A 25,218-nucleotide genomic window follows, 5' to 3' on the forward strand; every position below is an offset into this window, starting at 1 on the left:
CGTTAAGGGCATAAAAATGAAAGCATTTGATTTACAACGAATGGCGCTCGACAAAGTGCCGCTGGAGTTCCTCTGGGAAGTTGCGCTGCGCAGTCTCTACACCTTTATTCTGGTGTTCCTGTTTCTCAAACTGACGGGCAGGCGCGGCGTAAGACAGATGTCATTATTCGAAGTGCTGATCATTCTGACGCTGGGGTCGGCGGCAGGGGATGTGGCTTTTTATGACGATGTGCCCATGCTGCCAGTGCTGGTGGTCTTCATTACTCTGGCGATGTTGTACCGGCTGGTGATGTGGCTGATGGCGCGCAGCGAAGCGCTGGAAGATCTGCTGGAAGGCAAACCCGTCGTTATCATCGAAGACGGCGAGTTAGCCTGGTCGAAGCTGGGTAACGCCAACATGACTGAATTTGAGTTCTTTATGGAACTGCGGCTGAACGGTGTTGAGCAACTGGGGCAGGTCAGACTGGCGATCCTCGAAACGAACGGGCAGATCAGCGTCTATTTCTTTGCAGACGAAAAGGTGAAGCCAGGGCTTAGCATTCTGCCTGAATATTGCACGCAGCGCTTCAGGGTCATGCCGGAGGCAGGGGATTACGCCTGCGTGCGCTGCAGTGAAGTTGTCGGCATGAGCGCCGGGGATAGCCAATTTTGTCCACGTTGCAAAAATCCAGAATGGTCGAAGGCCAGCCGGGCAAAACGGGTCGTCTGACAGCAAAAATATCGGTCTTTCATCGTCAATCCCGAAGATTCTGTTGTGTGAGCGAACACTCATTTTTGCTCTGCTCCGTTTTAGCCATTGCGGCGCGTGTCACTGAATGATAAAACCGATATCCACAGGAATAACTTATACCCAATGTCTGTTCATGTACGAAAAGAGGTTGGGTTAATAACAACACAACGTGGTGAGGGGAAATGGCTCAGGTCTTCAATTTTAGTTCAGGTCCGGCAATGCTACCGGCAGACGTGCTCAAACTGGCTCAACAGGATCTTTGTGACTGGAACGGTCTTGGTACGTCCGTCATGGAAGTGAGCCACCGCGGAAAAGAATTCATCCAGGTCGCGCAAGAAGCTGAGCAGGATTTTCGCGATCTGTTGAATATCCCCTCCAACTACAAAGTGCTGTTTTGTCACGGCGGCGGTCGCGGCCAGTTTTCCGCTATTCCGCTGAACATTCTGGGCGACAAAACCACGGCTGACTACGTTGATGCCGGCTACTGGGCTGCCAGCGCGGTTAAAGAGGCGAAAAAATACTGCACGCCGAATGTGATTGATGCCAAAGTCTCGGTTGATGGCCTGCGCGGCGTGAAGCCAATGCGCGAGTGGCAGCTTTCTGCTGATGCGGCGTATCTGCATTACTGCCCTAACGAAACCATCGATGGCATCGCGATTAACGAAACGCCCAATTTTGGTTCCGATGTGGTGGTGACCGCCGATTTCTCCTCAACCATTCTTTCCGGGCCGCTGGATGTTTCTCGCTACGGCATTATTTACGCCGGCGCGCAGAAGAACATTGGCCCGGCGGGTCTGACGCTCGTCATCGTGCGCGAAGATTTACTGGGTAAAGCGAATGTGGCCTGTCCGTCGATCCTCGATTACGCCGTGCTGAACGACAATGACTCCATGTTCAATACGCCGCCGACCTTCGCCTGGTACCTTTCTGGCCTGGTGTTCAAATGGCTTAAAGCCAATGGCGGCGTGGCAGCGATGGATAAAATCAACCAGCAGAAAGCCGAACTGCTGTATGGCGTGATTGATAACAGCGACTTCTATCGTAACGATGTGGCGAAAGCCAACCGTTCACGTATGAACGTGCCGTTCCAGTTGGCTGACAGCGCGCTGGATAAGATCTTCCTGGAAGAATCGTTTGCCGCCGGTCTGCATGCGCTGAAAGGCCATCGCGTTGTCGGCGGTATGCGCGCCTCTATCTATAACGCGATGCCGCTGGAAGGGGTAAAAGCGCTTGCCGATTTCATGACCGATTTCGAGCGTCGCCGCGGCTAATCTGTAGTCTCTTTTCATCCCCACAGCGTTGTCTGTGGGGTTTTTATTTCTGTCTTTTGAGAGTTGAGTTTCATGGAATCCCTGACGTTACAACCCATCGCACGGGTCGATGGCACGATTAATCTGCCTGGCTCGAAGAGCGTATCTAACCGCGCGTTGTTACTGGCGGCGTTAGCACATGGCACCACCGTGCTGACCAACCTGCTGGACAGCGATGACGTTCGCCATATGCTCAATGCCCTGAGTGCGTTGGGGATTGATTACACCCTGTCTGCGGATCGTACCCGCTGCGAAATCACTGGCAATGCTGGTCCTCTGCATGCCGACGGCGCGTTAGAACTGTTTCTGGGCAATGCCGGAACGGCGATGCGACCGCTGGCCGCCGCGCTCTGCCTTGGCGCAAACGATATTGTGCTGACTGGCGAACCGCGCATGAAAGAGCGTCCGATTGGTCATCTGGTGGATGCACTGCGTCAGGGCGGGGCGAACATTGAGTATCTGGAACAGGAAAACTACCCACCGCTTCGACTGCGTGGCGGGTTTACCGGTGGACAGGTTGAGGTTGACGGTAGCGTCTCCAGCCAGTTCCTCACCGCGCTGCTGATGACCGCGCCTCTGGCGCCGCAGGATACGGTGATTGGCATTAAAGGTGAGCTGGTGTCGAAACCGTATATTGATATCACGTTGAACCTGATGAAAACCTTTGGCGTTGAGATAGAGAACCAGAGCTATCAGCGTTTTGTGGTCAAAGGCGGTCAGCAGTATCAATCTCCGGGCCACTATCTGGTTGAAGGTGATGCTTCATCGGCCTCCTATTTCCTTGCGGCAGGCGCAATTAAAGGCGGGACGGTGAAAGTGACCGGGATTGGCCGCAACAGCATGCAGGGCGATATTCGCTTTGCCGATGTGCTGGAGAAGATGGGCGCGACCGTGACCTGGGGTGACGACTTTATCGCCTGTACCCGCGGAGAGCTCAACGCAATCGACATGGACATGAACCACATTCCGGATGCGGCGATGACCATTGCCACCGCGGCGCTGTTTGCCAAAGGTACGACGACGCTTCGCAACATCTATAACTGGCGTGTCAAAGAGACTGACCGCCTGTTTGCGATGGCGACTGAACTGCGCAAGGTTGGCGCGGAAGTGGAAGAGGGGCAGGATTTTATTCGCATCACGCCGCCAGCCAAGCTGAAGTTTGCCGAAATTGGCACCTATAACGATCATCGCATGGCGATGTGTTTCTCGCTGGTGGCGCTATCTGACACGCCGGTCACGATCCTTGACCCCAAATGTACCGCCAAAACCTTCCCTGACTATTTCGAACAACTGGCGCGTATCAGCACACCTGCATGATAAACGTAAAACATTGTCATCTTTCGGGCTGGTTGCTCACCAGCCCGCTATAATTGCGCAATTATTCTTCATCTGATTACAGACTAAACCGGTTTTTGCACACAACGTTAACGATTGTGGGCGTTGGCGCGTATAATGCGCGGCGTTTACGTTAACAGAACGCCTGTTTAAGGAGATAAAGATGACGGCAATTGCCCCGGTAATTACCATTGATGGCCCAAGCGGTGCAGGAAAAGGCACCTTGTGCAAAGCGATGGCGGAAGCATTGCAATGGCATCTGTTGGACTCAGGCGCAATCTATCGCGTGCTGGCGCTGGCGGCATTACATCATCATGTCGATGTCGCCTCAGAAGACGCGCTGGTTCCGCTGGCAACCCATCTTGATGTCCGCTTTGTCTCAACGGACGGAAATCTGGAAGTGATTCTGGAAGGAGAAGACGTTAGCGGTGAAATCCGCACGCAGGAAGTCGCCAATGCCGCCTCTCAGGTTGCTGCGTTCCCTCGTGTGCGCGAAGCGCTGCTGCGTCGTCAACGCGCTTTCCGTGAGGCGCCAGGACTTATCGCCGACGGACGCGACATGGGAACGGTAGTTTTCCCGGATGCGCCAGTGAAAATTTTCCTTGACGCCTCTTCGGAAGAACGTGCGCATCGCCGTATGCTACAGTTGCAGGAGAAAGGCTTTAGTGTTAACTTTGAGCGCCTTTTGGCCGAGATCAAAGAACGTGACGATCGCGACCGAAACCGTGCTGTAGCGCCGCTGGTTCCCGCTGCTGATGCTTTAGTTTTAGATTCCACACGATTAAGCATTGAGCAAGTGATTGAAAAAGCGCTACAATACGCGCGCCAAAAACTGGCACTCGCTTAAGAGCGACCGAATTTGCAGTACCCCCGTTGCAATGGAATGACAGCGGGTATGTTAAACAACCCCATCCGACATGGTGTCAGGTGGACGTTAAATCTAACTTCGAAGATTAAACATGACTGAATCTTTTGCTCAACTATTTGAAGAATCCTTAAAAACAATCGAAACCCGTCCGGGTTCCATCGTTCGTGGCGTTGTTGTTGCTATCGACAAAGACGTCGTTCTGGTTGATGCGGGCCTGAAATCTGAATCTGCAATCCCTGCAGAGCAGTTCAAAAACGCAGCCGGCGAGCTGGAAATCCAGGTCGGTGACGAAGTTGACGTTGCGCTGGACGCAGTAGAAGACGGCTTCGGCGAAACCCTGCTGTCCCGTGAGAAAGCTAAGCGTCACGAAGCTTGGATCACGCTGGAAAAAGCATACGAAGACGCTGAAACTGTTGTTGGTGTTATCAACGGCAAAGTTAAGGGCGGCTTCACTGTTGAGCTGAACGGTATTCGTGCGTTCCTGCCAGGTTCACTGGTAGACGTTCGTCCGGTGCGCGATACGCTGCACCTGGAAGGCAAAGAGCTTGAGTTCAAAGTCATCAAGCTGGATCAGAAGCGCAACAACGTTGTTGTTTCTCGTCGTGCCGTGATCGAATCCGAAAACAGCGCAGAGCGCGATCAGCTGCTGGAAAACCTGCAGGAAGGCATGGAAGTTAAAGGTATCGTTAAGAACCTCACTGACTACGGTGCATTCGTTGATCTGGGTGGCGTTGACGGCCTGCTGCACATCACCGATATGGCATGGAAACGCGTTAAGCATCCGAGCGAAATCGTAAACGTTGGCGACGAAATCACTGTTAAAGTGCTGAAGTTCGACCGCGAACGTACCCGTGTATCCCTGGGCCTGAAACAGCTGGGCGAAGATCCGTGGGTTGCTATCGCTAAGCGTTATCCGGAAGGTACCAAACTGACCGGTCGCGTGACCAACCTGACTGACTACGGCTGCTTCGTTGAAATCGAAGAAGGCGTTGAAGGCCTGGTTCACGTTTCCGAAATGGACTGGACCAACAAAAACATCCACCCGTCCAAAGTTGTTAACGTTGGCGACGTAGTGGAAGTCATGGTTCTGGATATCGACGAAGAACGTCGTCGTATCTCCCTGGGCCTGAAGCAGTGCAAATCTAACCCATGGCAGCAGTTCGCGGAAACCCACAACAAGGGTGACCGTGTTGAAGGTAAAATCAAGTCTATCACTGACTTTGGTATCTTCATCGGCCTGGACGGCGGCATCGACGGCCTGGTTCACCTGTCTGACATCTCCTGGAACGTTGCAGGCGAAGAAGCAGTTCGTGAATACAAAAAAGGCGACGAAATCGCAGCAGTTGTTCTGCAGGTTGACGCAGAGCGCGAGCGTATCTCTCTGGGCGTTAAGCAGCTGGCAGAAGATCCGTTCAACAACTGGGTTGCACTGAACAAGAAAGGCGCAATCGTAAACGGTAAAGTGACTGCAGTTGACGCGAAAGGCGCAACCGTAGAACTGGCTGACGGCGTTGAAGGTTACCTGCGCGCTTCTGAAGCATCCCGTGACCGCGTTGAAGATGCTACCCTGGTTCTGAGCGTGGGTGACGACGTTGAAGCTAAATTCACCGGCGTTGACCGTAAGAACCGTGCAATCAGCCTGTCTGTTCGTGCTAAAGACGAAGCTGATGAGAAAGATGCCATCGCAACTGTTAACAAACAGGAAGATGCAAACTTCTCTAACAACGCAATGGCTGAAGCTTTCAAAGCAGCTAAAGGCGAGTAATTCTTTGATACTTCGGGATGTTTCGTCCCGAAGTCAGATGAGAATACTTGACAGATTATAGAATTCGTTCTGTAATCAATGACAAAGGGCGGCTACGGCCGCCCTTAATCAATGCGACAGCAGCAGCTTATTGGAACCGGAGGAATCATGACCAAGTCAGAATTGATTGAAAGACTTGCCACTCAGCAATCTCATATTCCCGCGAAAGCGGTTGAAGATGCAGTAAAAGAGATGCTGGAGCATATGGCCTCGACTCTTGCACAGGGCGAGCGTATTGAAATCCGCGGTTTCGGCAGCTTTTCTTTGCATTACCGTGCACCACGTACCGGGCGTAACCCGAAGACTGGCGATAAAGTGGATCTGGAAGGAAAATATGTTCCGCACTTTAAGCCGGGTAAAGAACTGCGCGATCGCGCCAATATTTACGGTTAAGTTTTAACGTAAAACTTGAATCAGCACAACGCACCGTTAAGGATAACACCGATCGGTTAAGCAAAACGATCGGTTGAACGATCCCGCGGATAAGCGAACAGCAGCCTCATCAATTCTCTGATGGGGCTTTTTTTTTGCTTTCTACCTGACTTGATGATACTCAACCCTGGCCTGAACTCGCTTCACTTTCCTGTTTTCATCACGCCATTCTTCTCGAAGGGGGGCTCGGGTTCTTGATTCCACCAAAAGCCAGCATCCGTCGGGGATGCGGTCAGTGTATTGGAAGGGGAAAATGCTGGGTAAACACTGATTGGTACGGACCCAGACGGACAATGACAGTGAGTTTATTGTAAAAAGTCAGGATAAATGAGTCTGCGAGCACGGAGTGACAGTCGACTTTCCGCAGCCCGGAAAGCGACAGATAACTTCATTGAATTATTTAACGTCAGCCGGCGGGAGTAATACCTGTACATTTGCGGGCTACTGCTACTGGAAGATACGCACGATAAACCCAATAATTGGCGCGGGGAATATAATAATGCGGGGTGTATTAATTATTAAATAATATAATTTCAGATTAATTCATGCGTGTTCCCTATAAAAATATCAATATTTTATTTAGCAATTCAATGAGTTTAATACAGAGGAAATTCCAGATATGGATTTTATTTCCGATCTCAAATTTCTTTCTTTATGTATACTAGCTAGGTTCGAAATGGCCAGGTTGGACTTTTCTTTTAAACAGTAAGTTATTTTCGTAGGGACACTAGAAATGAGAAAAATTGCTATCAATGTACTAATAAGCGGCTTAGGGATTTGTTGTATGGCTTCAGCCTTCTCTGAGGATACTTCCGCTGCTCTCAATATTACAGGCGTTGTGCAAGAAGCTAACGCTGGGTGTACTATTGAGCTTGACCGTAATTACATGCCACTTGGTGCACAAGATATTAAAGATCTACCCATGCAAGGCCACTATAAAGATTCGGTATCTGGCACAACAAACGTGGTCAGAATGTCGGGGGATAATTGCAAGAATGGCGGTGGTGGGTCCGTTGCGTTAAAATTCACCGGCACGGCAGATAGTTCTTTGGGAAATAGCTTCGAAAATTCATCCACAGGCACTGATGCAGCACAAGGCATTGGTGTTGGTGTATATGGTTATGGGAAAAACACAATAATACCTAACGTTAGTGATGTTCCAACATTAAGCAATGATTATCTATTCTATGTTGGTATGGTTAAATTGTATGACACTCCATCGTCACCAGGTCTCGTACAATCGACCATTACAATTGAAGTCGATAGGCTGTAGTTTCTTAATTTGCTTTTTTAGTCTTATCGCCAATTATGATTATTTATAGCGCGCAGTTTTTCTTTATTTGGATTAACCAAAATGAATAAGTTTAGCATTGCTGCTTTTTGGGTTTCAATTTCTTTATCCGGGGCCGCGTATAGTTCGCTGACCCTTAATGCCGACCGCCTGATTTACAGTGAAAAAGAAGGCGATGTTACTGTCAGTATCCATAGCAATGAAGACCGCGCGTATCTCGTTCAATCCTGGCTTGATGCAGGGGATAGTACTCAAGTTAAAAAATTACCCTTTGTCGTCACCCCACCGCTTTTCAGGCTAGCCCCTAAAAGTGATAATGTCATCCGCATTGTCTATTTAGGCAGTGGACTGCCTACCAATCGGGAAAGTCTTTTCTGGTTGGACGTAAAGGGCGTGCCGGGATTGAATGAAGAAGAATCAAAAGTCGAAAACAGAATGGTATTAGCGATTAATAATCGTATTAAGTTTTTTTTCCGTCCTGAGGGCTTAAAAGGCGATCCTGGAGAAGCAGCTAAAAATCTTAACTGGAACGTGTCAGGAAAAACTGCAGTAGTAAAGAATACGTCCCCATTTAACTTGGTATTAAGCAAAATCAGCGTTGATAAAGAAACTATACCTGTATCGGTTGTTGATAATAATACTGTAATTGCGCCTTTTTCAGATAAAACTTATCAGCTTAAACATTCGCCCATAAATGGTTCGGTTGTTGAATGGGAAGCGGTAAATGATTTCGGTATAGCATCAAAAACGTTTTCTCAGAAAATTAATTAACAGGATGTCATGCGCTGTATAAGTAAGTTATGCCTGGTCGTATCTATGCTAGTTTCAAAAATAGTTTATGCCGGGGAATATTTCGATCCTGGCTTATTACAATCAGCAAACGGTAATACAGTGATTAATGACACGAGTCTGCTCAGCCAGGGCTACCAGCCTCCGGGGACTTATCGTGTACAAATTAATGTCAACGGAAAGCCATCGTTGGTTTCGGATATCAGATTTGAGCTGAATGATAAGAAAGAGTTGACCCCTTGTCTTTCTTTTAAAATCTATCAGAAACTGGGTGTGGATTTGAAAAAAGTTGCTTCGAGAACTGAGGATAATAGCGTGAAAAATGCCTGCATGAATATGCAAGAGCAGATTCCAGGTACGAAGGCAGATTTTGATTTTTCAAAACTGACGCTGGATATCTCTATTCCTCAGATCGTGATGCGTGATGAATCACTGACCGGTGTGCCTGAAGACGAGTGGGACGATGGTGTTCCTGCGCTCATCAGTATGTACCAGCTTTCCGGACAACAATATATCCATAGCACCAACAATACTCAGGATACGGTGTTTGCCAATCTGACCAATGGATTTAACTTTGGTCGCTGGCGGTATCGTAATAATTCTACTCTTGGCAATGATGACGGCTGGAAAACACTGTCCAATTATGTGGAAACTGCAGTCCGTTCCCTGAAAGGTGAACTGACCGTCGGTGATTTCAGTACCCCAGGTGACATTTTTGACAGTCTGATGCTCCGTGGTGGGCAGCTCAATTCTGATGACGACATGCTGCCCGACCAGCTAACGGGCTTTGCGCCACTCATTCGCGGGATTGCGAAGAGTAACGCCCAGGTCACTGTACGCAGTAACGGCTATATCATCTATCAGCGGTCGGTTCCGCCAGGTCCGTTTATTATTCAGGATCTGTCTTCCGTGTCGAACGGTGGCAAGCTGGATGTCACTGTTACCGAAGCCGACGGGACAGAAACGCACAGTACGGTTTCATACTCGAACGTACCGCAGTTACTGCGTGCGAATCAGATGAAATACAGCCTGGCTACGGGTCGATATCTGACAAACAGCAACAGCGTGGAAGACGAGCCTGAACTGTTGCAGGCGACGCTTTCCTGGGGGCTGCCGTTTGATATCACCACCTATGGTGGTTTTCAGTATCAGGATAAATATAAGGCTCTGAGTCTTGGTGCGGGTCTTGATTTGAAACGTGCGGGCGGCATTGCAATAGACATGACGCAGAGTCAAGGGGGGCGTGGAAACTCGCCCATGTTTAAGGGTGACATGATTCGTCTGACCTACCGGAACAGCATTCCTGAAACGGGTACGCAAATTCAGATGGATAACCGTTATTACCGACACCACTACCTTTCATTCAGCGACTGGGCTGATTCCGACGCTTTGTTCGACGATACGCGTTCAAAGCGTGAATACAACCTGACTATCAATCAGTCTATTACCGACGAGCACAGCTTCTTCACCACGCTGAGCCGCACGTCTAATCAGGACAATTCGGTATCGCGTTCCTGGCAACTAGGCTGGAACGGCTCGTGGGGAAGCGTCAGTTTTTCACTTGCGTGGAGTATGACGCGTAACGAAGGCGCTTCCGAGTGGGATAAACAGTTAGCGCTAACGCTTTCTGTGCCGTTGGGGAGCATTTTCCCAGCCGCTCAGCCGATACTCAACTACAGTGCGACCAGCGGTCTGAAAGGCGATCTGTCGAATCAGGTAGGGGTGTCCGGGCGTGTGGGTGACAGGCAAGATCTGAACTGGAATACGCAGATGTCCTACGCCATGCAGAATGGGCAGAGTGACACGCAAAGTGCTTCTGCAGGTATCGATTATCAGGGGAATCGCGGCGAATTTAACATGACCTACAACGCCGATGAAAATCAGTATGTTTCCTGGAACGCGTCGGGAAATCTGCTTGTGCACAAAGGCGGTATCACCCTGGGGCGTTTTTCCAACGGCAGTCAGGCGCTGGTCTCTATCCCGGGAGCTGAAAATGTCGAATTGGGAAATAGCCAAAATATTAAAACCGATTCTCGCGGATTTGCTATTGTGCCCGACCTGCAGTCCTACCACCGCAATGCTCTGAGTGTCGATCCGCAGACCAACAAAGAGGTCGATTTTGTCAGCACCTCCGCAGAAGTTATACCGACAAAAGATGCGGTCGTACTGGCCCGTTTTAAAGCCATAAGCGGACGAAAAGTGGTGATGACGGTGAACTATAAAGGCCAACCTTTGCCGTTTGGCGCCCGCGCCCGCATAGAAGGCAATGACGACACCTGGTACGTAGGGGATCAGGGGCAGACTTATCTGAACTCTGCACCAGACAAAGGTACGGTGAATTTCACCTGGGGTGACAATCAACAGTGTTCTGCGCCTTTCGCCATTCCGCAAAAAGGGTCGGTGAAATTAGCTATCGCACTGCTAGATATTGAATGTCACTGAGGAACAGACGATGACACAGTTTTCCTTCTGGCAAATAGCCACTGCAATGATGTTGAGTGCCTGCGCGTTAAACGTCTGCGCGCAGGACTGTAAGGTTCAGGAACATCAGACACATTCTAATCTGACGATCCTGTTGACGGTACAGATGCCGGATAACGCGAGCGCGGCGTCTGTCGGGACGGTTTTAAACGTTAAAGAGAAAACGCTCTCGCAGTTCACTGGTTCACACCATGACATCACCACGTCGTGCCTTGATGAGATAAAACGCGTTCTGAATGGAAGAATGAACACAGCTCAGAGCGGGAATAATATTTTTAGTACTTCCTTGCCAGGTGTGGGGTTACGAATTACCGTCATTTATGACAAACCCGGCAAGGCAAAAAAAGAGTGGGTGTTACCGTTTAACACATCTTTTACTGATTTATCGAAAGAAACGGTCAACACCGATGATATTAAACTTCGTATTGAAGTCATTAAGACAGGTATTATTCAGGGCGGTACCAGCACGATTCGGTTGCCTTCTCTGATCTCACTTAGTGACAATTCACTGATTGTTAATCTGGCGATGACGGTTTTATCTGCTAAAGCCCATTGTGCGATTTTGGCGGACCAACCACAAATTGAATTACCTCCTGTTGATGTTAAAAATCTATCTGGCAGCACAGAGAGTAAAAACTATCCAGTAGGTGTTAATTTACAATGTATAAATACCACAAGGGTTAGCATAAATATTGAAGGTGCCATCGAACCAGATAAAGTAACGGTATTTAAAAATGTCGCACCGGTCAATCCTGCGACAGGCGTCGGTATTGAAATGCTTTATAATGGCAGTGTCATGACGCCATTTCATCCGTTTGACATTTCATTATCAACACAGCAGGTCAATGTCGCAGTACCGCTTTCAGTGCGTTATGCCACAACGAATCAGCCTCTTACGGCCGGGAAAGTTAAGGCTCAAATCACACTGAGAGTAAATTATTTATAATAAATAAAAGAGAAATATGGAAGGATTCTTATTTATTCATAAATGAGAACACTTCACCTATTTCGCTCACATTAAAAAAGTATAAGGATATTTTTATGAACAAAACAATTTTAGGCTTGGCTGTTTCTGCATTATTCGTTATGGGCGCAGCTCAGGCTGAAACCAACCCTAACGATGTTTCTGCAACCCTGACCGTGTCCGGCACCGTGACAGCAAGCCAGTCCGTCTGTACCGTCAGCCTTGGGCAGTCTTCTATTGCTCTGAGCGCAGATGTTTCTAAACTTGTCGCTCAGGGGGTCACGAACACCCCGGCTGACACTGTTGCCCTGTCGATCACAGGGGATGATCAATGTGCGGATCTGGTGTCCCAGGGGAAAATGGCTTACAAATTCCTCGGTACTGCGGATGCTGCAGCAGGCACATCACTTGCAAACACCGCAGCAGGTGAGGGTGCGGCGAGCGGCATCGGTATTGCACTGTATGACCCAGAAGGCCAGGTAGTGAATATCAACTTAGACACCTTGCCTGCAACCACAGATGCCACTCATTTAGGCCTGGGTCTGGTTAAGCTGGACGGTGTGGAAGCGACAGCGGGTTCTGTACAAGGTGCACTGACGATTCAAATCGAGCGCCTGTAATTATCTACCCCTCGTGTTAAGCGAGGGGTATTCGCTTTTTATCAAAAGAGCAATCAAATGAATAAACTGCGTTCTGCTCTATTCACATGCCTTATTATGACGGCGGGTGCCAGTCAGGCTGCCGATATGCCTGCAACGCTCTCAATTACAGGCAACGCAACTAATGCAGATGCGGCATGTGCAATTAATATCAATCCGGCCACGATAAGTCTGCAAACCGATGTCGATAAATTGTTGATTCAGGGCACAAAAAACATTGCCAGTAAATCTGTGAATGTAACTGTCTCTGGTAATAGTGAGTGCTATGTATTGTTAATGCAAAACCATATTGCTTATCGTTTCCTGGGCACTGCTGACGATGTTGATGGTAGCGTATTAGCCAATATGGATACTTCACCAGAAGCCGCAAAAAATGTCGGTGTCGGATTATTTAAAAAAGATGGTGACATTATTAATTTGAAAGACATCATGCCAGCCACCGGATCGGATTATATTGGACTGGAAATGGTAACCCTTAAAAGAGGCGAAGCTACAGCGGGTAATGTGAATAGTACACTCACTATCCAGGTTGAACGTCTTTAATTCCCTCACCAAAATCTTAGATATTTTGATATTGAAAACAAAGTATCGTCCCGGAGAGTAACCAAATGAAAAAACTCACTTTCTCATATTCGTTAGGTTGCGTACTTCTTGTTGGCGCGCTTAGCGCGCATGCTGAAGATATTCAACATGGTCTCAATATTTACGGAAAGCTGCAGGCTGCACCAAGCAGTTGTACCGTATTAATGAGCAAATATGTCATCAATCTGCATCATGATGAACGATCTCTTCCTCTGCAGGACAAACCGGCCTACGGCTCAGACGACAAAGTCTACATCCAGCTAGGTGGTGACTCCTGCGATGCCAATGAAGGCTATAAAAACATTGGCTTGAAATTTATCGGTACTGTCGATAACGCAATGGGTAACGTCCTTGCCAACACCGCATCAGAAAGTTCTGCGGCCCAGGGGGTGGGTATACGCCTGACCGATATGTTCAATAATGTTCTCGTTCCTAACTCAACTATTGCCTTCTTCCCCTCGGCAAAACAGCTCGATGGTAAGCCGACTGATTTGACAGCGTCTTTTCCCCTCAACTTAACGCTGGTTCAATTGAAAAATCAGGAAGCAACGCCGGGTGAAGTGCAAACCAACATGACCGTGCAGATCGAGCGGCTGTAATAGCCCCCGAGAATGGGTAATAAGGAGAACGTAATGAAGAATAAATTATCAAGTCTGGTCATTTCAGGAATTTTTCTGACCTGTACCGGTATGGCGCATGCTGCGAATGCTGATACAGCATCAACGCTCACCATCAGTGGAACGGTAAAAGATAATTATGCAACTTGTGCTGTCAACATGAGTGAAAGCTCTGTATCTATCATTGAAACACCCGACGCGCTGATTAAACAGGGTGATAAAGCGACAAATCCTAAAGTGATCCACCTGTCCGTTGACGGAAAATGTAGCGAATTGGTTACTGAAGGCAAGATTGCTTATAAAATCCTGGGTGTCGCTGATAATGCCGATGGTACTGCGCTGGCCAACAGTCTTACTGATGAAACAGCCGCCAAAGGCCTGGGCATTGGTATTTTTAATAGCGACAATACAGTCGTTAGTGTGAATACCGGTCTTTTGATTGCGAATGAAGACACTACTTTTGGCTTGCAATTGGTACAACTAAGCAATCAGGAAGCCGTGGCGGGTAATATCTACGCGACGGCCTCCGTTCAAATCGAACGACTCTAAATTTAGGCCCGCCTTCAGGCGGGCTTCAAATTAATTAGTATATTCCTTGTTGTATCAATTCAGTGAACATTGGTAACGGATATCATCTGCATCAGACCCCATGAGGGCTGACTATATCTGGTTGTGATTGTTGATCTTTATTCCCTAATGTTATCGACAGATCTATGCAACTCTGGATGACAAGGGATATTGTCCTGAACGCACCTCCGGTGACTGTGTGGAGCTGCATGCGTTCGCTGAAGCCTGGGGTGAGAGATATCTACAAATCAGCGAAAGCGGGTGTGTCCACTGGGCAAACTCAAAATCCCTTTCAGTTACCCGCCGAGATTCGAAAATCTATCTGCACTACGAACGCGATAGTATAGCTGAACAGCGTGATCCGGACCTCCATAATAAAATGCAACATGTTCCTGACAGATGGCTCAGTGCGAAAGGTTAGTTCTCTGGCGAGCAAAGATACGTCGAAAAAATGGAGTATGCTGATATAGAAATGGTGGCGGGCAATGAGTCATTTGATTATCGAGCCCGGTGACCGTCTGGGCGATCTCTTTTAAAGTTTAAAGAACGGGTAGTGACACAGAATGACTGACAGGCTCTTCCCTTCAATAAAATATCTTAAGTTAGTGGTGTCACCGTTAAGGTACTTTTTCCTTTCTGGGGGCCGTCAAATATAGATAACTGGAATCCACTTCGCATTTGTATTTGTACATCTCAGCCCCCTGGTGAAAATAGCGGAACGCTTGCTGTAAGTTGCTAAAACGCCACCGGACAACCACAGTGCAAAGCGGCACACTTCCGCTAACAGGGAGGTGTCCATGAAAATAACGACGGTTAGTCTGTGCGCATTAGGGGGGATCTTCCCTTTATTCTTGCTGCCCGCGCTTCCAGGTTCAGTGGTTGTTAGCGTCCTGTTTGCGCTGGCCTGTTTGCTCGCTCTGCTCCGCTGGAAAGTAGCGCAGTGTGCCGGGCTCCTCCTGCTGTTTTTTCTCTGGGGCGTCATGGCGGCGAAGCAGTCGCTGTGGGCGGTAAATACATTGCCAGTCGCCACGCAGAAGGCGGTCGTAGAGCTTACGGCCACAGATAACATGACAACACATGCCGGGCGGATCACGCATCTTAATGGGCATCGACTTTTCCCTGCCGTAGGCATTGTGCTTTATGACCAATACTTGCCGATAGCACCGTGTGCGGGGCAACGTTGGGCGATGACGCTGAAGGTTCGCGCTATTCACGCCGAGTTGAATGACGGCGGATTTGACAGCCAACGTTATGCTTTAGCACAGCATCAGCCGCTCACCGGTCGCTTTTTGCAGGCAAAAGTGATCGACAGCGGATGCAGCTGGCGGGCTCGCTATCTCGCCTCGCTGACCGCCTCCCTGGATAACTATTCCTGGCAGCAGGTCATTCTTGGGCTGGGGATGGGAGAACGCCTGCTGGTCCCGCAGGAGGTCAAAGCGATTATGCGTGATACCGGTACGTCGCATTTGATGGCGATTTCCGGCCTGCATATCGCTTTCGCGGCTTTACTGGCAGCCGCTCTGTTGCGGGGTGTGCAGTTTCTGTTGCCGGTCGCCGGGATCCGCTGGCAACACCCGCTGATTGGTGGGCTTATTTGCGCGGTGTGTTACGCCTGGTTGACCGGACTGCAACCCCCGGCATTACGCACGGTGGTGGCGCTGCTGGTGTGGGGGGCACTGAAATTAAGCGGACGGCAATGGAGCGGTTGGTCGGTCTGGTGCTGCTGTCTGGCGGCCATTCTGGTTGTCGATCCCGTTGCTGTAATCTCGCAGAGCCTGTGGCTTTCTGCCTTTGCCGTTGCGGCGTTGCTGTTCTGGTATCAATGGTTTCCTTGTCCTGCCTTGCGCTTACCGCGCGCCGGGCGTTTGCTTGTTGAACTGGCACATCTGCAACTGGGGATTACCCTGTTGCTCCTGCCGCTACAAATTGCGCTGTTTCACGGTATCAGCCTGACCTCTTTTGTCGCAAATCTGTTTGCTGTTCCGCTGGTTACGTTTGTCAGCGTTCCGCTGATCCTCGCTGGAATGGTGGTTCACCTCACCGGTCCGCTGTTTCTCGAGGGCGGACTCTGGTATCTGGCCGATCGTTCATTGGCCACGTTATTCTGGGCGCTTAAGCTCTTGCCAGCAGGGTGGATCAATGTTGATGTTCGTTGGCAGTGGCTGGTCTTTGTCCCCTGGCTGATGTTACTCGGCTGGCGATTCGTTGCATGGCGCATCTTTCCCGGCCTCTGTCTGGCGACGCTGGCGCTATTGAGTTGGCCGTTCTGGAGTCCGACACGTACCGACGCCTGGCAGGTGCATATGCTGGATGTTGGACAAGGATTGGCGATGGTCATCGCCCACAACGGCAAAGCGTTACTCTACGATACCGGGTTGGCCTGGCCGGGGGGTGACAGCGCGCAGCAGATCATCATTCCATGGCTGCGCTGGCACCATCTGCAGCCAGAGGGCATCATTCTCAGCCATGAGCATCTCGACCATCGCGGTGGACTACACTCTTTACAGACAACCTGGCCAACGCTTTGGGTACGCAGCCCGTTAGGCTGGCCGGGCCATTTGCCCTGTTATCGTGGCGAGACGTGGCAATGGCAGGGATTGCGGTTTAGCGTGCACTGGCCGTTGAAGGGGGACCAGACGCAGGGAAATAACCACTCCTGTGTCGTAAAGATTGATGATGGCATGCACAGTATTCTGCTGACGGGTGATATAGAGTCCCCGGCGGAACAGAAAATGTTAAGCCATTACTGGCAGCATCTTTCAGCGACGGTAGTCCAGGTACCACATCATGGCAGCAACAGTTCTTCTTCACTGGCATTCATTCAACGCGCCAATGGCCGGGCGGCGCTGGCCTCGGCATCACGCTACAACGCCTGGCGGCTGCCGTCCCACAAGGTGAAGCAGCGCTATCAGCAACAGGGGTACCGGTGGTGTGATACCCCGCATCAGGGGCAAATTTCGCTGGATTTTTCAACACAGGGCTGGCAGGTCATCAGCCTGCGGGAGCAAATTTTACCTCGTTGGTATCATCAGTGGTTTGGCGTGTCAGACGATAACGGGTAGAATATGCGGCTATTTCAACAGATGCTGGTTTCTTGAATGCATAACGATAAAGATCTCTCTACGTGGCAGACGTTTCGCCGACTGTGGCCAACCATTGCGCCTTTCAAATCGGGTCTGATCGTGGCGGGTGTTGCGTTAATCCTCAACGCGGCCAGCGATACCTTCATGTTATCGCTCCTCAAACCATTACTGGACGATGGTTTTGGTAAAACAGATCGCTCAGTGTTGCTTTGGATGCCGCTGGTGGTTATTGGGCTGATGATTTTACGTGGTATCACCAGCTATATCTCCAGCTACTGTATTTCCTGGGTATCAGGAAAAGTGGTGATGACCATGCGTCGTCGCCTGTTTGGTCATATGATGGGCATGCCGGTTTCCTTCTTTGACAAGCAGTCCACCGGGACGCTGCTTTCTCGTATTACTTACGATTCTGAACAGGTTGCCTCTTCGTCTTCCGGCGCGCTGATTACCGTTGTGCGTGAAGGCGCATCCATTATCGGCCTGTTCATCATGATGTTCTATTACAGCTGGCAGTTGTCGATAATCCTCGTTGTGCTGGCACCTATCGTGTCGATTGCGATTCGTGTGGTCTCCAAACGTTTTCGCGCCATCAGTAAGAATATGCAGAATACAATGGGGCAGGTGACGACCAGCGCGGAACAGATGCTGAAAGGCCACAAAGAGGTGCTGATCTTCGGTGGTCAGGGGGTGGAAACGAAGCGCTTCGACAAAGTCAGTAACAAGATGCGCTTGCAGGGAATGAAGATGGTTTCTGCCTCTTCCATTTCCGATCCTATCATCCAGTTGATAGCGTCTCTGGCGCTGGCATTTGTTCTGTACGCGGCCAGCTTCCCAAGCGTTATGGACAGCCTGACGGCAGGGACGATCACTGTGGTCTTCTCCTCAATGATTGCCCTGATGCGCCCGCTGAAATCGCTGACCAACGTCAACGCCCAGTTCCAGCGCGGTATGGCCGCATGCCAGACCTTATTTGCAATTCTGGATAGCGAGCAGGAAAAAGACGAAGGTAAACGCGTGATTGAACGTGCGACCGGCGATCTGGAATTCCGCAATGTGACCTTTACCTATCCGGGCCGCGAAGTGCCGGCTCTGCGCAATATCAACCTGAAAATCCCGGCAGGCAAAACCGTTGCGCTGGTGGGGCGTTCAGGTTCCGGTAAATCAACCATTGCCAGTCTGATCACGCGTTTTTACGACATCAATGAAGGCGAAATCCTCATGGATGGTCACGATCTACGTGAGTACACCCTGGCCTCGTTGCGTAATCAGGTGGCGCTGGTTTCGCAAAACGTGCATCTGTTCAACGACACGGTGGCGAACAACATCGCCTACGCGCGAACTGAGCAGTATAGCCGTGAGCAGATCGAAGAAGCGGCTCGTATGGCCTATGCCATGGACTTTATCAATAAAATGGATGACGGCCTTGATACGGTGATCGGCGAAAACGGCGTGTTGCTGTCCGGCGGTCAGCGTCAGCGTATCGCCATTGCGCGCGCCTTGCTGCGAGACAGCCCGATTCTGATCCTTGATGAAGCCACGTCAGCGCTGGATACCGAATCAGAACGCGCCATTCAGGCGGCGCTGGACGAACTGCAGAAAAACCGCACCTCGCTGGTTATTGCGCACCGTCTCTCAACCATCGAGCAGGCTGATGAAATTGTGGTCGTGGAAGATGGTCTGATTGTGGAACGCGGTACGCACAGCGAACTGCTGGAACATCGCGGCGTCTATGCGCAACTGCACAAAATGCAATTTGGTCAATGATCGCACGCATCTGGTCCGGTGAGTCGCCCTTATGGCGACTGTTACTCCCTCTCTCCTGGCTGTACGGTCTGGTGAGCGGGGGGATTCGTCTGTGTTATATACTCGGGATCAAGCGCGCCTGGCGTGCACCGGTGCCGGTGGTGGTGGTCGGTAACCTGACGGCGGGCGGTAACGGTAAAACGCCGGTAGTGATCTGGCTGGTGGAACAGCTCCAGCGCCGCAGTCTTCGCGTTGGGGTGGTTTCCCGCGGTTACGGTGGCAAAGCGGCGTCTTATCCCTTACTGCTGAATGCCGAAACGACCACAGCAGAAGCGGGTGATGAACCGGTGCTGATTTATCAGCGCACCGGCGCACCGGTATCGGTATCACCCAACCGGGCCGACGCGGTTAAAGCGATTCTGGCGCATCACGATGTACAGATTATCGTCACCGATGATGGCCTTCAGCACTACCGTCTGGCTCGCGATGTTGAGATTGTAGTGGTGGATGGCGTGCGTCGTTTCGGTAACGGCTGGTGGCTACCGGCAGGCCCGATGCGTGAGCGGGCCGGTCGCCTGAAAACGGTGGATGCGGTCATTGTCAACGGTGGCATCCCGCAGGCGGGGGAGATCCCGATGCGTCTGGCGGCAGGACTGGCTGTGAACCTGCGTACCGGTGAGCGTCGCGATGTCGCGCAACTGCAAAATGTCGTGGCGATGGCGGGTATTGGTCATCCGCCACGCTTTTTTGCCACGTTAGAGGCCTGTGGCGTACAGCCACAGAAATGTGTTCCGCTGGCAGATCATCAGGCGTTGACTTCGCGTGATGTCAACGGCTTACTGAACTCGTCGCAAACGCTGATCATGACGGAGAAGGACGCCGTTAAGTGCCGCGCCTTTGCTGAAGACAACTGGTGGTATCTCCCTGTCGACGCACATCTGTCGGGGACAGAACCTGAGACATTACTCGAAAAATTGATCTCGCTGGTACGTTAGCGCACCACTATAACGGCAGCGAATGAATGAGGGAATCATGAATGTCGTTGCCGTACCTCTCTCTTACGGATGCCCGTAACCTTCATCTCGCCGCCCAGGGGCTGTTAAAAAAACCACGCCGCCGCGCGCTGGCGAGCGATATCCTGCCGACGATTACCCGCATGTCGCTGCTGCAAATTGATACCATCAATATTGTTGCCCGCAGCCCCTACCTTGTGTTGTTCAGCCGACTGGGGGATTACGCGATACAGTGGCTGGATGACGCCCTGACGCAGGGCGAGTTGATGGAGTACTGGGCCCATGAGGCCTGCTTCCTGCCGCGCAGTGACTTCACGTTGATACGCCACCGGATGCTGGCCCCTGAAAAAATGGGCTGGAAGTACCAGGCGGCGTGGATGAAAGAGCATGCTGGCGAAATTGAGCAACTGTTGCAGCATATCCATCAAAACGGGCCGGTTCGCTCAGCGGACTTTGAGCACCGGCGTAAAGGTAACAGCGGCTGGTGGGACTGGAAGCCGCACAAGCTACATCTGGAAGGGCTGTTCACGGCAGGAAAGGTGATGGTGATTGAACGGCGTAATTTCCAACGTGTCTACGATCTCACGCATCGCGTCATGCCGCACTGGGATGATGAACGCGATCTGCTTCCACGGGCGCAAGCGGAATCTGTCATGCTGGACAACAGCGCGCGCAGCCTGGGGATTTTTCGCGAGCAGTGGCTGGCAGATTACTACCGTCTGAAACGTCCCGAATTACAAAACTGGCGTGACGTGCGGGCTGAACAGCAGCAGATCGTTCCGGTCGAGGTCGAAAGCCTCGGGCCGCTGTGGTTGCATGCGGATATGCTGCCGCTGCTTGAACAGGCGCAGGCAGGAAAGCTGACCGCGACACATAGCGCGGTGCTGTCGCCGTTTGATCCGGTGGTCTGGGATCGCAAACGTGCGGAGCAACTGTTTGATTTCAGCTACCGGCTGGAATGTTACACGCCGGCGCCAAAGCGGCAATATGGCTACTTTGTCCTGCCTTTGCTCCACCGGGGGCAACTGGTGGGGCGGATGGACGCCAAAATGCACCGTAAGACCGGCGTACTGGAAGTGATTTCTCTCTATCTGCAGGAGGGGGTAAAGCCAGGTGTGACGCTACAAAACGGGTTACAGCAGGCGATAACCGATTTCGCCCGCTGGCAGAATGCCGCCCGCGTGACGCTGGGCCACTGTCCGGAAGGGATATTTGCGCAATGTCGGCAGGGGTGGGAAATAGACGCAGTCGCATGAGCGAGTATGATAAGATCTCCTCATTCACTACCCGGTCCATCTGGAGGAACTATGGATCATCGTCTGCTTGAAATCGTTGCCTGCCCGGTCTGTAACGGAAAACTCTGGTACAACCAGGAAAAACAAGAACTGATCTGCAAACTGGATAACCTCGCTTTTCCGCTGCGTGATGGCATTCCCGTATTGCTGGAAACTGAGGCCCGCGTGTTAGCGGCTGATGAGCGTAAATCATGAGTTTTGTCGTCATTATTCCTGCCCGCTACGCCTCTACGCGTCTGCCGGGTAAGCCGTTGCAGGACATCAACGGTAAGCCGATGATTGTACATGTGCTGGAGCGCGCCCGTGAATCCGGCGCTGAGCGCATTATTGTCGCGACCGATCATGAAGACGTCGCGCGCGCCGTTGAAGCTGCGGGTGGGGAAGTGTGCATGACCCGCGTCGACCATCAGTCGGGGACTGAACGTCTGGCAGAGGTGGTCGAGAAGTGTGGCTTCAGTGATGACACCGTGATCGTCAACGTGCAGGGTGATGAGCCGATGATCCCGGCCGTCATCATTCGCCAGGTGGCGGAAAACCTGGCGCAGCGTCAGGTTGGAATGGCCACGCTCGCGGCACCTATTCACGGTGCAGAAGAGGCGTTCAATCCTAATGCGGTGAAGGTCGTACTGGATGCCGAAGGCTATGCGCTGTATTTCTCGCGTGCCACAATCCCCTGGGATCGCGACCGTTTTGCGAAGAGTCGGGAGACCGTTGGCGATACCTTCCTGCGTCACCTTGGTATTTACGGCTACCGCGCCGGATTTATCCGCCGTTATGTGAGCTGGCAACCCAGTCCGTTGGAAAATATTGAGATGCTGGAGCAACTCCGCGTGCTGTGGTACGGCGAAAAAATCCACGTGGCCGTGGCAAAAGAGGTACCCGGTACCGGTGTTGACACCGCAGAAGACCTCGAGCGCGTTCGCGCTGAAATGCGTTAATTCTCTTTATGACACTCCGCTCTTTAGTGAGAGGAGTGTCGTACCGTTACGATTTTCCTCGTTTTTTCTTTTCAACAATTGATCTCATCCGGGTGACATCTGTCGGAGTGGCGCTCATTATAAAAGCAGTAGCTTTTATGAGGGCAATCTGAATGGAACAGCTGCGCGCCGAATTAAGTCATTTACTGGGCGAAAAACTGAGCCGCATTGAATGCGTGAATGAAAAAGTCGACACAGCGCTGTGGGCGCTCTATGACAGTCAGGGCAACCCGATGCCGTTGATGGCCCAAAGTTTCACTACGCCGGGGGTCGCACAGCAACTGGCCTGGAAAACCACCATGTTAGCGCGTAGTGGCACCGTGCGAATGCCGGTTATTTATGGTGTGATGACCCACGACGAGCATCCCGGCCCGGATGTCTTACTGCTGGAACGTCTGCGCGGGGTCCCGGTTGAAGCGCCAGCCCGGACGCCGGAACGCTGGGAACAGCTCAAAGATCAGATCGTCGAAGGGGTACTGGCCTGGCACCGTCAGGATAGCCGCGGCTGCGTCGGCGCGGTGGATAATACGCAGGAGAATATTTGGCCCTCCTGGTACCGACAACGTGTTGAGGTGCTCTGGAGCACGCTCAACCAGTTCAACAACACCGGGCTGACGATGCAGGATAAACGCATTCTGTTTCGCACCCGCGAATGCCTGCCGGCGCTGTTTGACGGATTTAACGACAACTGTGTGCTGGTGCATGGCAATTTCAGTCTGCGCAGCATGCTAAAAGATGCCCGAAGCGACCAGCTTCTGGCGATGGTGGGGCCAGGCATCATGCTCTGGGCGCCACGGGAGTACGAACTGTTCCGGCTGGTGGATAATACGCTGGCGGAAGGGTTGCTCTGGCACTACCTGCAACGCGCGCCAGTGGCGGAATCGTTCATCTGGCGGCGTTGGTTATATGTGTTATGGGATGAAGTTGCGCAACTGGTCAATACCGGGCGTTTCAACCGCTCTCATTTTGATCTTGCCGCGAAATCACTCTTGCCCTGGCTCGCCTGACGCCCCTTTCAGCCACTGCCAGACCCTCCCCAGCGTCTCATAGCTTGCCCGATCGCTATGCATCAACCATACGGGAGAGGGGATCGCCCGTTCCCACGGATTCAATGGGGAATCGATGGCCAGTTGATTCGCCGGAGCCGGCAGTGGGTTTAATCCGGCCTGCTGAAAGAAAATCATCGCTCGTGGCAGATGAGAGGCGGAAGTGACCAGCAGGAATGGCGCGTCGCCGATGGCCTGCTTCACGGCGGCGGCTTCTTCCTCGGTATCTTTGGGCCTGTCCAGCACAATGATATCCTCTCCCGGTACGCCCAGCGATTGTGCCACCCGCGCGCCGGCTTCAGCCGTACTCACTGGATTGGTTCTGGCATTCGCGCCGGTAAAAATCAATTTTGAACCCGGGTTGGCCCGCCACAGCCGTATTCCCTCATTAAGACGCGGCAGACTGTTATTGATCAGGTTGGAACTGGGGGCCCACTGTGGGTTCCAGGTATAGCCGCCGCCCAGTACGACGATGTATTTCACTTTCTGCGTATCCTGCCAGGTCGGGTAGCTCGCTTCTATCGGGCGCAGCAGATGATCGGCAACGGGTTGCAGGCTAAGCAGGAACAGCGTCAGCCAACTGACACTGATAAATACCTTCCCGGTTTTCTGAAAACGACTAAACCACAGCAGCGCCAGGCCGATACCCATCATCAGGAGCAGAAAAGGGAGAGGCAGCAGCATGCCGCCAATCACTTTCTTGAGTGTAAAAAGCATCCTTTTTGGTTCCTTTTTTGACCATATAGCAGAAGAATAATCGGGATATTACACCAGAGAGGTTCATTCTCCGCGCGGGTGTGACAAAATAGCGGTTTTATCAGAGAACACCTAAGCCAGCCTGTGGAGAGCCCGATGCGGGATCGCAATTTTGATGACATTGCTGAGAAGTTTTCCCGTAATATTTACGGCACCACAAAAGGGCAGCTAAGACAGGCGATCCTGTGGCAGGATCTCGACCGTGTCCTGGCGGATTACGGCTCGCAGAAACTGCGGGTGCTGGATGCCGGCGGTGGTGAAGGGCAGACGGCCATTAAAATGGCAGAGCGTGGCCATCACGTGACGCTGTGCGATCTGTCCGGTGAGATGATCGCCCGTGCGCAACGGGCGGCAGAAGATAAAGATGTGAGCCACAACATGCATTTTATACAATGCGCCGCTCAGGATGTTGCTTCGCATTTGGAAAGCCCCGTTGATCTGATATTGTTTCACGCTGTGCTGGAGTGGGTCGCCGATCCGGTCAGTGTGTTAGAGACCCTGTGGTCCGTATTGCGTCCCGGTGGCGTACTGTCGTTAATGTTCTACAATGCCAACGGTCTGTTGATGCATAACATGGTGGCAGGGAACTTTGACTACGTACAGATAGGGATGCCAAAGCGTAAGAAGCGTACCCTTTCGCCAGACTATCCGCGTGAGCCAGGGCAGGTTTACCAGTGGCTGGAACAGATTGGCTGGCAGATCACCGGGAAGACCGGGGTGCGTGTGTTTCATGATTATCTGCGTGAGAAACATCAGCAGCGTGACTGTTATGAGATATTGCTTGAATTAGAAACGCGTTATTGTCGCCAGGAGCCGTATGTCAGCCTGGGTCGTTACATTCACGTCACCGCGCGTAAACCGCAGATGCAAGGATAA

The 25,218-nt window shown here is 51.4% G+C and carries 23 protein-coding genes; 22 read left to right on the forward strand and 1 reads right to left on the reverse strand.

Going from position 1 to position 25,218, the window contains the following annotated elements; genetic code table 11:
* The first annotated feature begins 16 nt into the window (after nucleotides 1–16).
* The 21 genes from OGY35_RS17915 (at nucleotide 17) to OGY35_RS18015 (ending at nucleotide 23,547) form a co-directional block, all read left to right on the forward strand.
* Nucleotides 17–709 (forward strand): DUF421 domain-containing protein, encoded by a 693-nt coding sequence (locus OGY35_RS17915; RefSeq protein WP_152405256.1) that lies wholly within the window; start codon nucleotides 17–19, stop codon nucleotides 707–709.
* Between the two features lie 203 nt (nucleotides 710–912).
* On the forward strand, nucleotides 913–2,001 hold the full coding sequence (gene serC, locus OGY35_RS17920; RefSeq protein ID WP_152405255.1) for a 3-phosphoserine/phosphohydroxythreonine transaminase: 1,089 nt from the start codon (nucleotides 913–915) through the stop codon (nucleotides 1,999–2,001).
* A 72-nt stretch (nucleotides 2,002–2,073) separates the two neighbouring features.
* A complete protein-coding gene (gene aroA / locus OGY35_RS17925) occupies nucleotides 2,074–3,357 on the forward strand; it encodes a 3-phosphoshikimate 1-carboxyvinyltransferase (protein WP_286633021.1) in 1,284 nt (427 codons plus the stop codon).
* Between the two features lie 181 nt (nucleotides 3,358–3,538).
* The gene (gene cmk, locus OGY35_RS17930; RefSeq protein ID WP_042320210.1) at nucleotides 3,539–4,222 is read left to right on the forward strand and encodes a (d)CMP kinase; all 684 of its coding nucleotides are present in this window, start codon (nucleotides 3,539–3,541) and stop codon (nucleotides 4,220–4,222) included.
* A 112-nt stretch (nucleotides 4,223–4,334) separates the two neighbouring features.
* Nucleotides 4,335–6,008: a 30S ribosomal protein S1 gene (gene rpsA, locus OGY35_RS17935; protein ID WP_046478685.1), complete on the forward strand. Its 1,674-nt coding sequence runs from the start codon at nucleotides 4,335–4,337 to the stop codon at nucleotides 6,006–6,008.
* Between the two features lie 147 nt (nucleotides 6,009–6,155).
* Nucleotides 6,156–6,440 carry an integration host factor subunit beta gene (gene ihfB / locus OGY35_RS17940; RefSeq protein WP_002463068.1) on the forward strand — a complete coding sequence of 95 codons (285 nt, stop codon included), beginning with the start codon at nucleotides 6,156–6,158 and terminating at the stop codon, nucleotides 6,438–6,440.
* A 772-nt stretch (nucleotides 6,441–7,212) separates the two neighbouring features.
* A complete protein-coding gene (locus OGY35_RS17945; RefSeq protein WP_286633022.1) occupies nucleotides 7,213–7,752 on the forward strand; it encodes a fimbrial protein in 540 nt (179 codons plus the stop codon).
* A gap of 81 nt (nucleotides 7,753–7,833) precedes the next feature.
* Nucleotides 7,834–8,541 carry a fimbrial biogenesis chaperone gene (locus OGY35_RS17950; protein WP_286633023.1) on the forward strand — a complete coding sequence of 236 codons (708 nt, stop codon included), beginning with the start codon at nucleotides 7,834–7,836 and terminating at the stop codon, nucleotides 8,539–8,541.
* 9 nt (nucleotides 8,542–8,550) lie between these two features.
* Nucleotides 8,551–11,001, forward strand: a complete 2,451-nt coding sequence (locus OGY35_RS17955; protein ID WP_286633024.1) for a fimbria/pilus outer membrane usher protein — start codon at nucleotides 8,551–8,553, stop codon at nucleotides 10,999–11,001.
* A gap of 10 nt (nucleotides 11,002–11,011) precedes the next feature.
* Nucleotides 11,012–11,986, forward strand: coding sequence for a fimbrial protein (locus OGY35_RS17960; RefSeq protein ID WP_286633025.1), 975 nt, complete (start codon nucleotides 11,012–11,014; stop codon nucleotides 11,984–11,986).
* A 95-nt stretch (nucleotides 11,987–12,081) separates the two neighbouring features.
* The gene (locus tag OGY35_RS17965; RefSeq protein WP_286633026.1) at nucleotides 12,082–12,624 is read left to right on the forward strand and encodes a fimbrial protein; all 543 of its coding nucleotides are present in this window, start codon (nucleotides 12,082–12,084) and stop codon (nucleotides 12,622–12,624) included.
* A gap of 57 nt (nucleotides 12,625–12,681) precedes the next feature.
* Nucleotides 12,682–13,206: a fimbrial protein gene (locus OGY35_RS17970; RefSeq protein WP_286633027.1), complete on the forward strand. Its 525-nt coding sequence runs from the start codon at nucleotides 12,682–12,684 to the stop codon at nucleotides 13,204–13,206.
* 65 nt (nucleotides 13,207–13,271) lie between these two features.
* Nucleotides 13,272–13,844, forward strand: a complete 573-nt coding sequence (locus tag OGY35_RS17975; protein ID WP_286633028.1) for a fimbrial protein — start codon at nucleotides 13,272–13,274, stop codon at nucleotides 13,842–13,844.
* A gap of 33 nt (nucleotides 13,845–13,877) precedes the next feature.
* Nucleotides 13,878–14,411 (forward strand): fimbrial protein, encoded by a 534-nt coding sequence (locus tag OGY35_RS17980; protein WP_286633029.1) that lies wholly within the window; start codon nucleotides 13,878–13,880, stop codon nucleotides 14,409–14,411.
* A gap of 815 nt (nucleotides 14,412–15,226) precedes the next feature.
* Nucleotides 15,227–17,491: a ComEC family protein gene (locus tag OGY35_RS17985; protein ID WP_286633030.1), complete on the forward strand. Its 2,265-nt coding sequence runs from the start codon at nucleotides 15,227–15,229 to the stop codon at nucleotides 17,489–17,491.
* A 36-nt stretch (nucleotides 17,492–17,527) separates the two neighbouring features.
* A complete protein-coding gene (gene msbA, locus OGY35_RS17990) occupies nucleotides 17,528–19,276 on the forward strand; it encodes a lipid A ABC transporter ATP-binding protein/permease MsbA (protein WP_152405251.1) in 1,749 nt (582 codons plus the stop codon).
* The gene (gene lpxK, locus OGY35_RS17995) at nucleotides 19,273–20,250 is read left to right on the forward strand and encodes a tetraacyldisaccharide 4'-kinase (RefSeq protein ID WP_286633031.1); all 978 of its coding nucleotides are present in this window, start codon (nucleotides 19,273–19,275) and stop codon (nucleotides 20,248–20,250) included. Before msbA ends, lpxK begins: the two co-directional genes overlap by 4 nt.
* Before the next feature lie 41 nt (nucleotides 20,251–20,291).
* Entirely contained in the window at nucleotides 20,292–21,524 is a 1,233-nt protein-coding gene (locus OGY35_RS18000; protein WP_286633032.1) for a winged helix-turn-helix domain-containing protein, read from the forward strand.
* A gap of 51 nt (nucleotides 21,525–21,575) precedes the next feature.
* Nucleotides 21,576–21,758 carry a protein YcaR gene (gene ycaR, locus OGY35_RS18005; protein ID WP_042320194.1) on the forward strand — a complete coding sequence of 61 codons (183 nt, stop codon included), beginning with the start codon at nucleotides 21,576–21,578 and terminating at the stop codon, nucleotides 21,756–21,758.
* Entirely contained in the window at nucleotides 21,755–22,501 is a 747-nt protein-coding gene (gene kdsB / locus OGY35_RS18010) for a 3-deoxy-manno-octulosonate cytidylyltransferase (protein WP_286633033.1), read from the forward strand. The genes ycaR and kdsB overlap by 4 nt, the downstream gene beginning before the upstream one ends.
* Before the next feature lie 152 nt (nucleotides 22,502–22,653).
* A complete protein-coding gene (locus OGY35_RS18015) occupies nucleotides 22,654–23,547 on the forward strand; it encodes a YcbJ family phosphotransferase (RefSeq protein WP_286633034.1) in 894 nt (297 codons plus the stop codon).
* Here the strand turns inward: OGY35_RS18015 and elyC are convergent.
* Nucleotides 23,524–24,303: an envelope biogenesis factor ElyC gene (gene elyC / locus OGY35_RS18020; RefSeq protein WP_286633035.1), complete on the reverse strand. Its 780-nt coding sequence runs from the start codon at nucleotides 24,301–24,303 to the stop codon at nucleotides 23,524–23,526. The two genes, OGY35_RS18015 and elyC, sit on opposite strands and share 24 nt — an antisense overlap.
* Before the next feature lie 135 nt (nucleotides 24,304–24,438).
* On the opposite strand from elyC, the gene cmoM reads away from it, so the two are divergent.
* Nucleotides 24,439–25,218, forward strand: coding sequence for a tRNA uridine 5-oxyacetic acid(34) methyltransferase CmoM (gene cmoM / locus OGY35_RS18025; protein WP_286633036.1), 780 nt, complete (start codon nucleotides 24,439–24,441; stop codon nucleotides 25,216–25,218).

Origin of the sequence: Citrobacter sp. Ct235 (assembly GCF_030332305.1) — a bacterium.
GTDB lineage: Bacteria > Pseudomonadota > Gammaproteobacteria > Enterobacterales > Enterobacteriaceae > Citrobacter_A > Citrobacter_A telavivensis.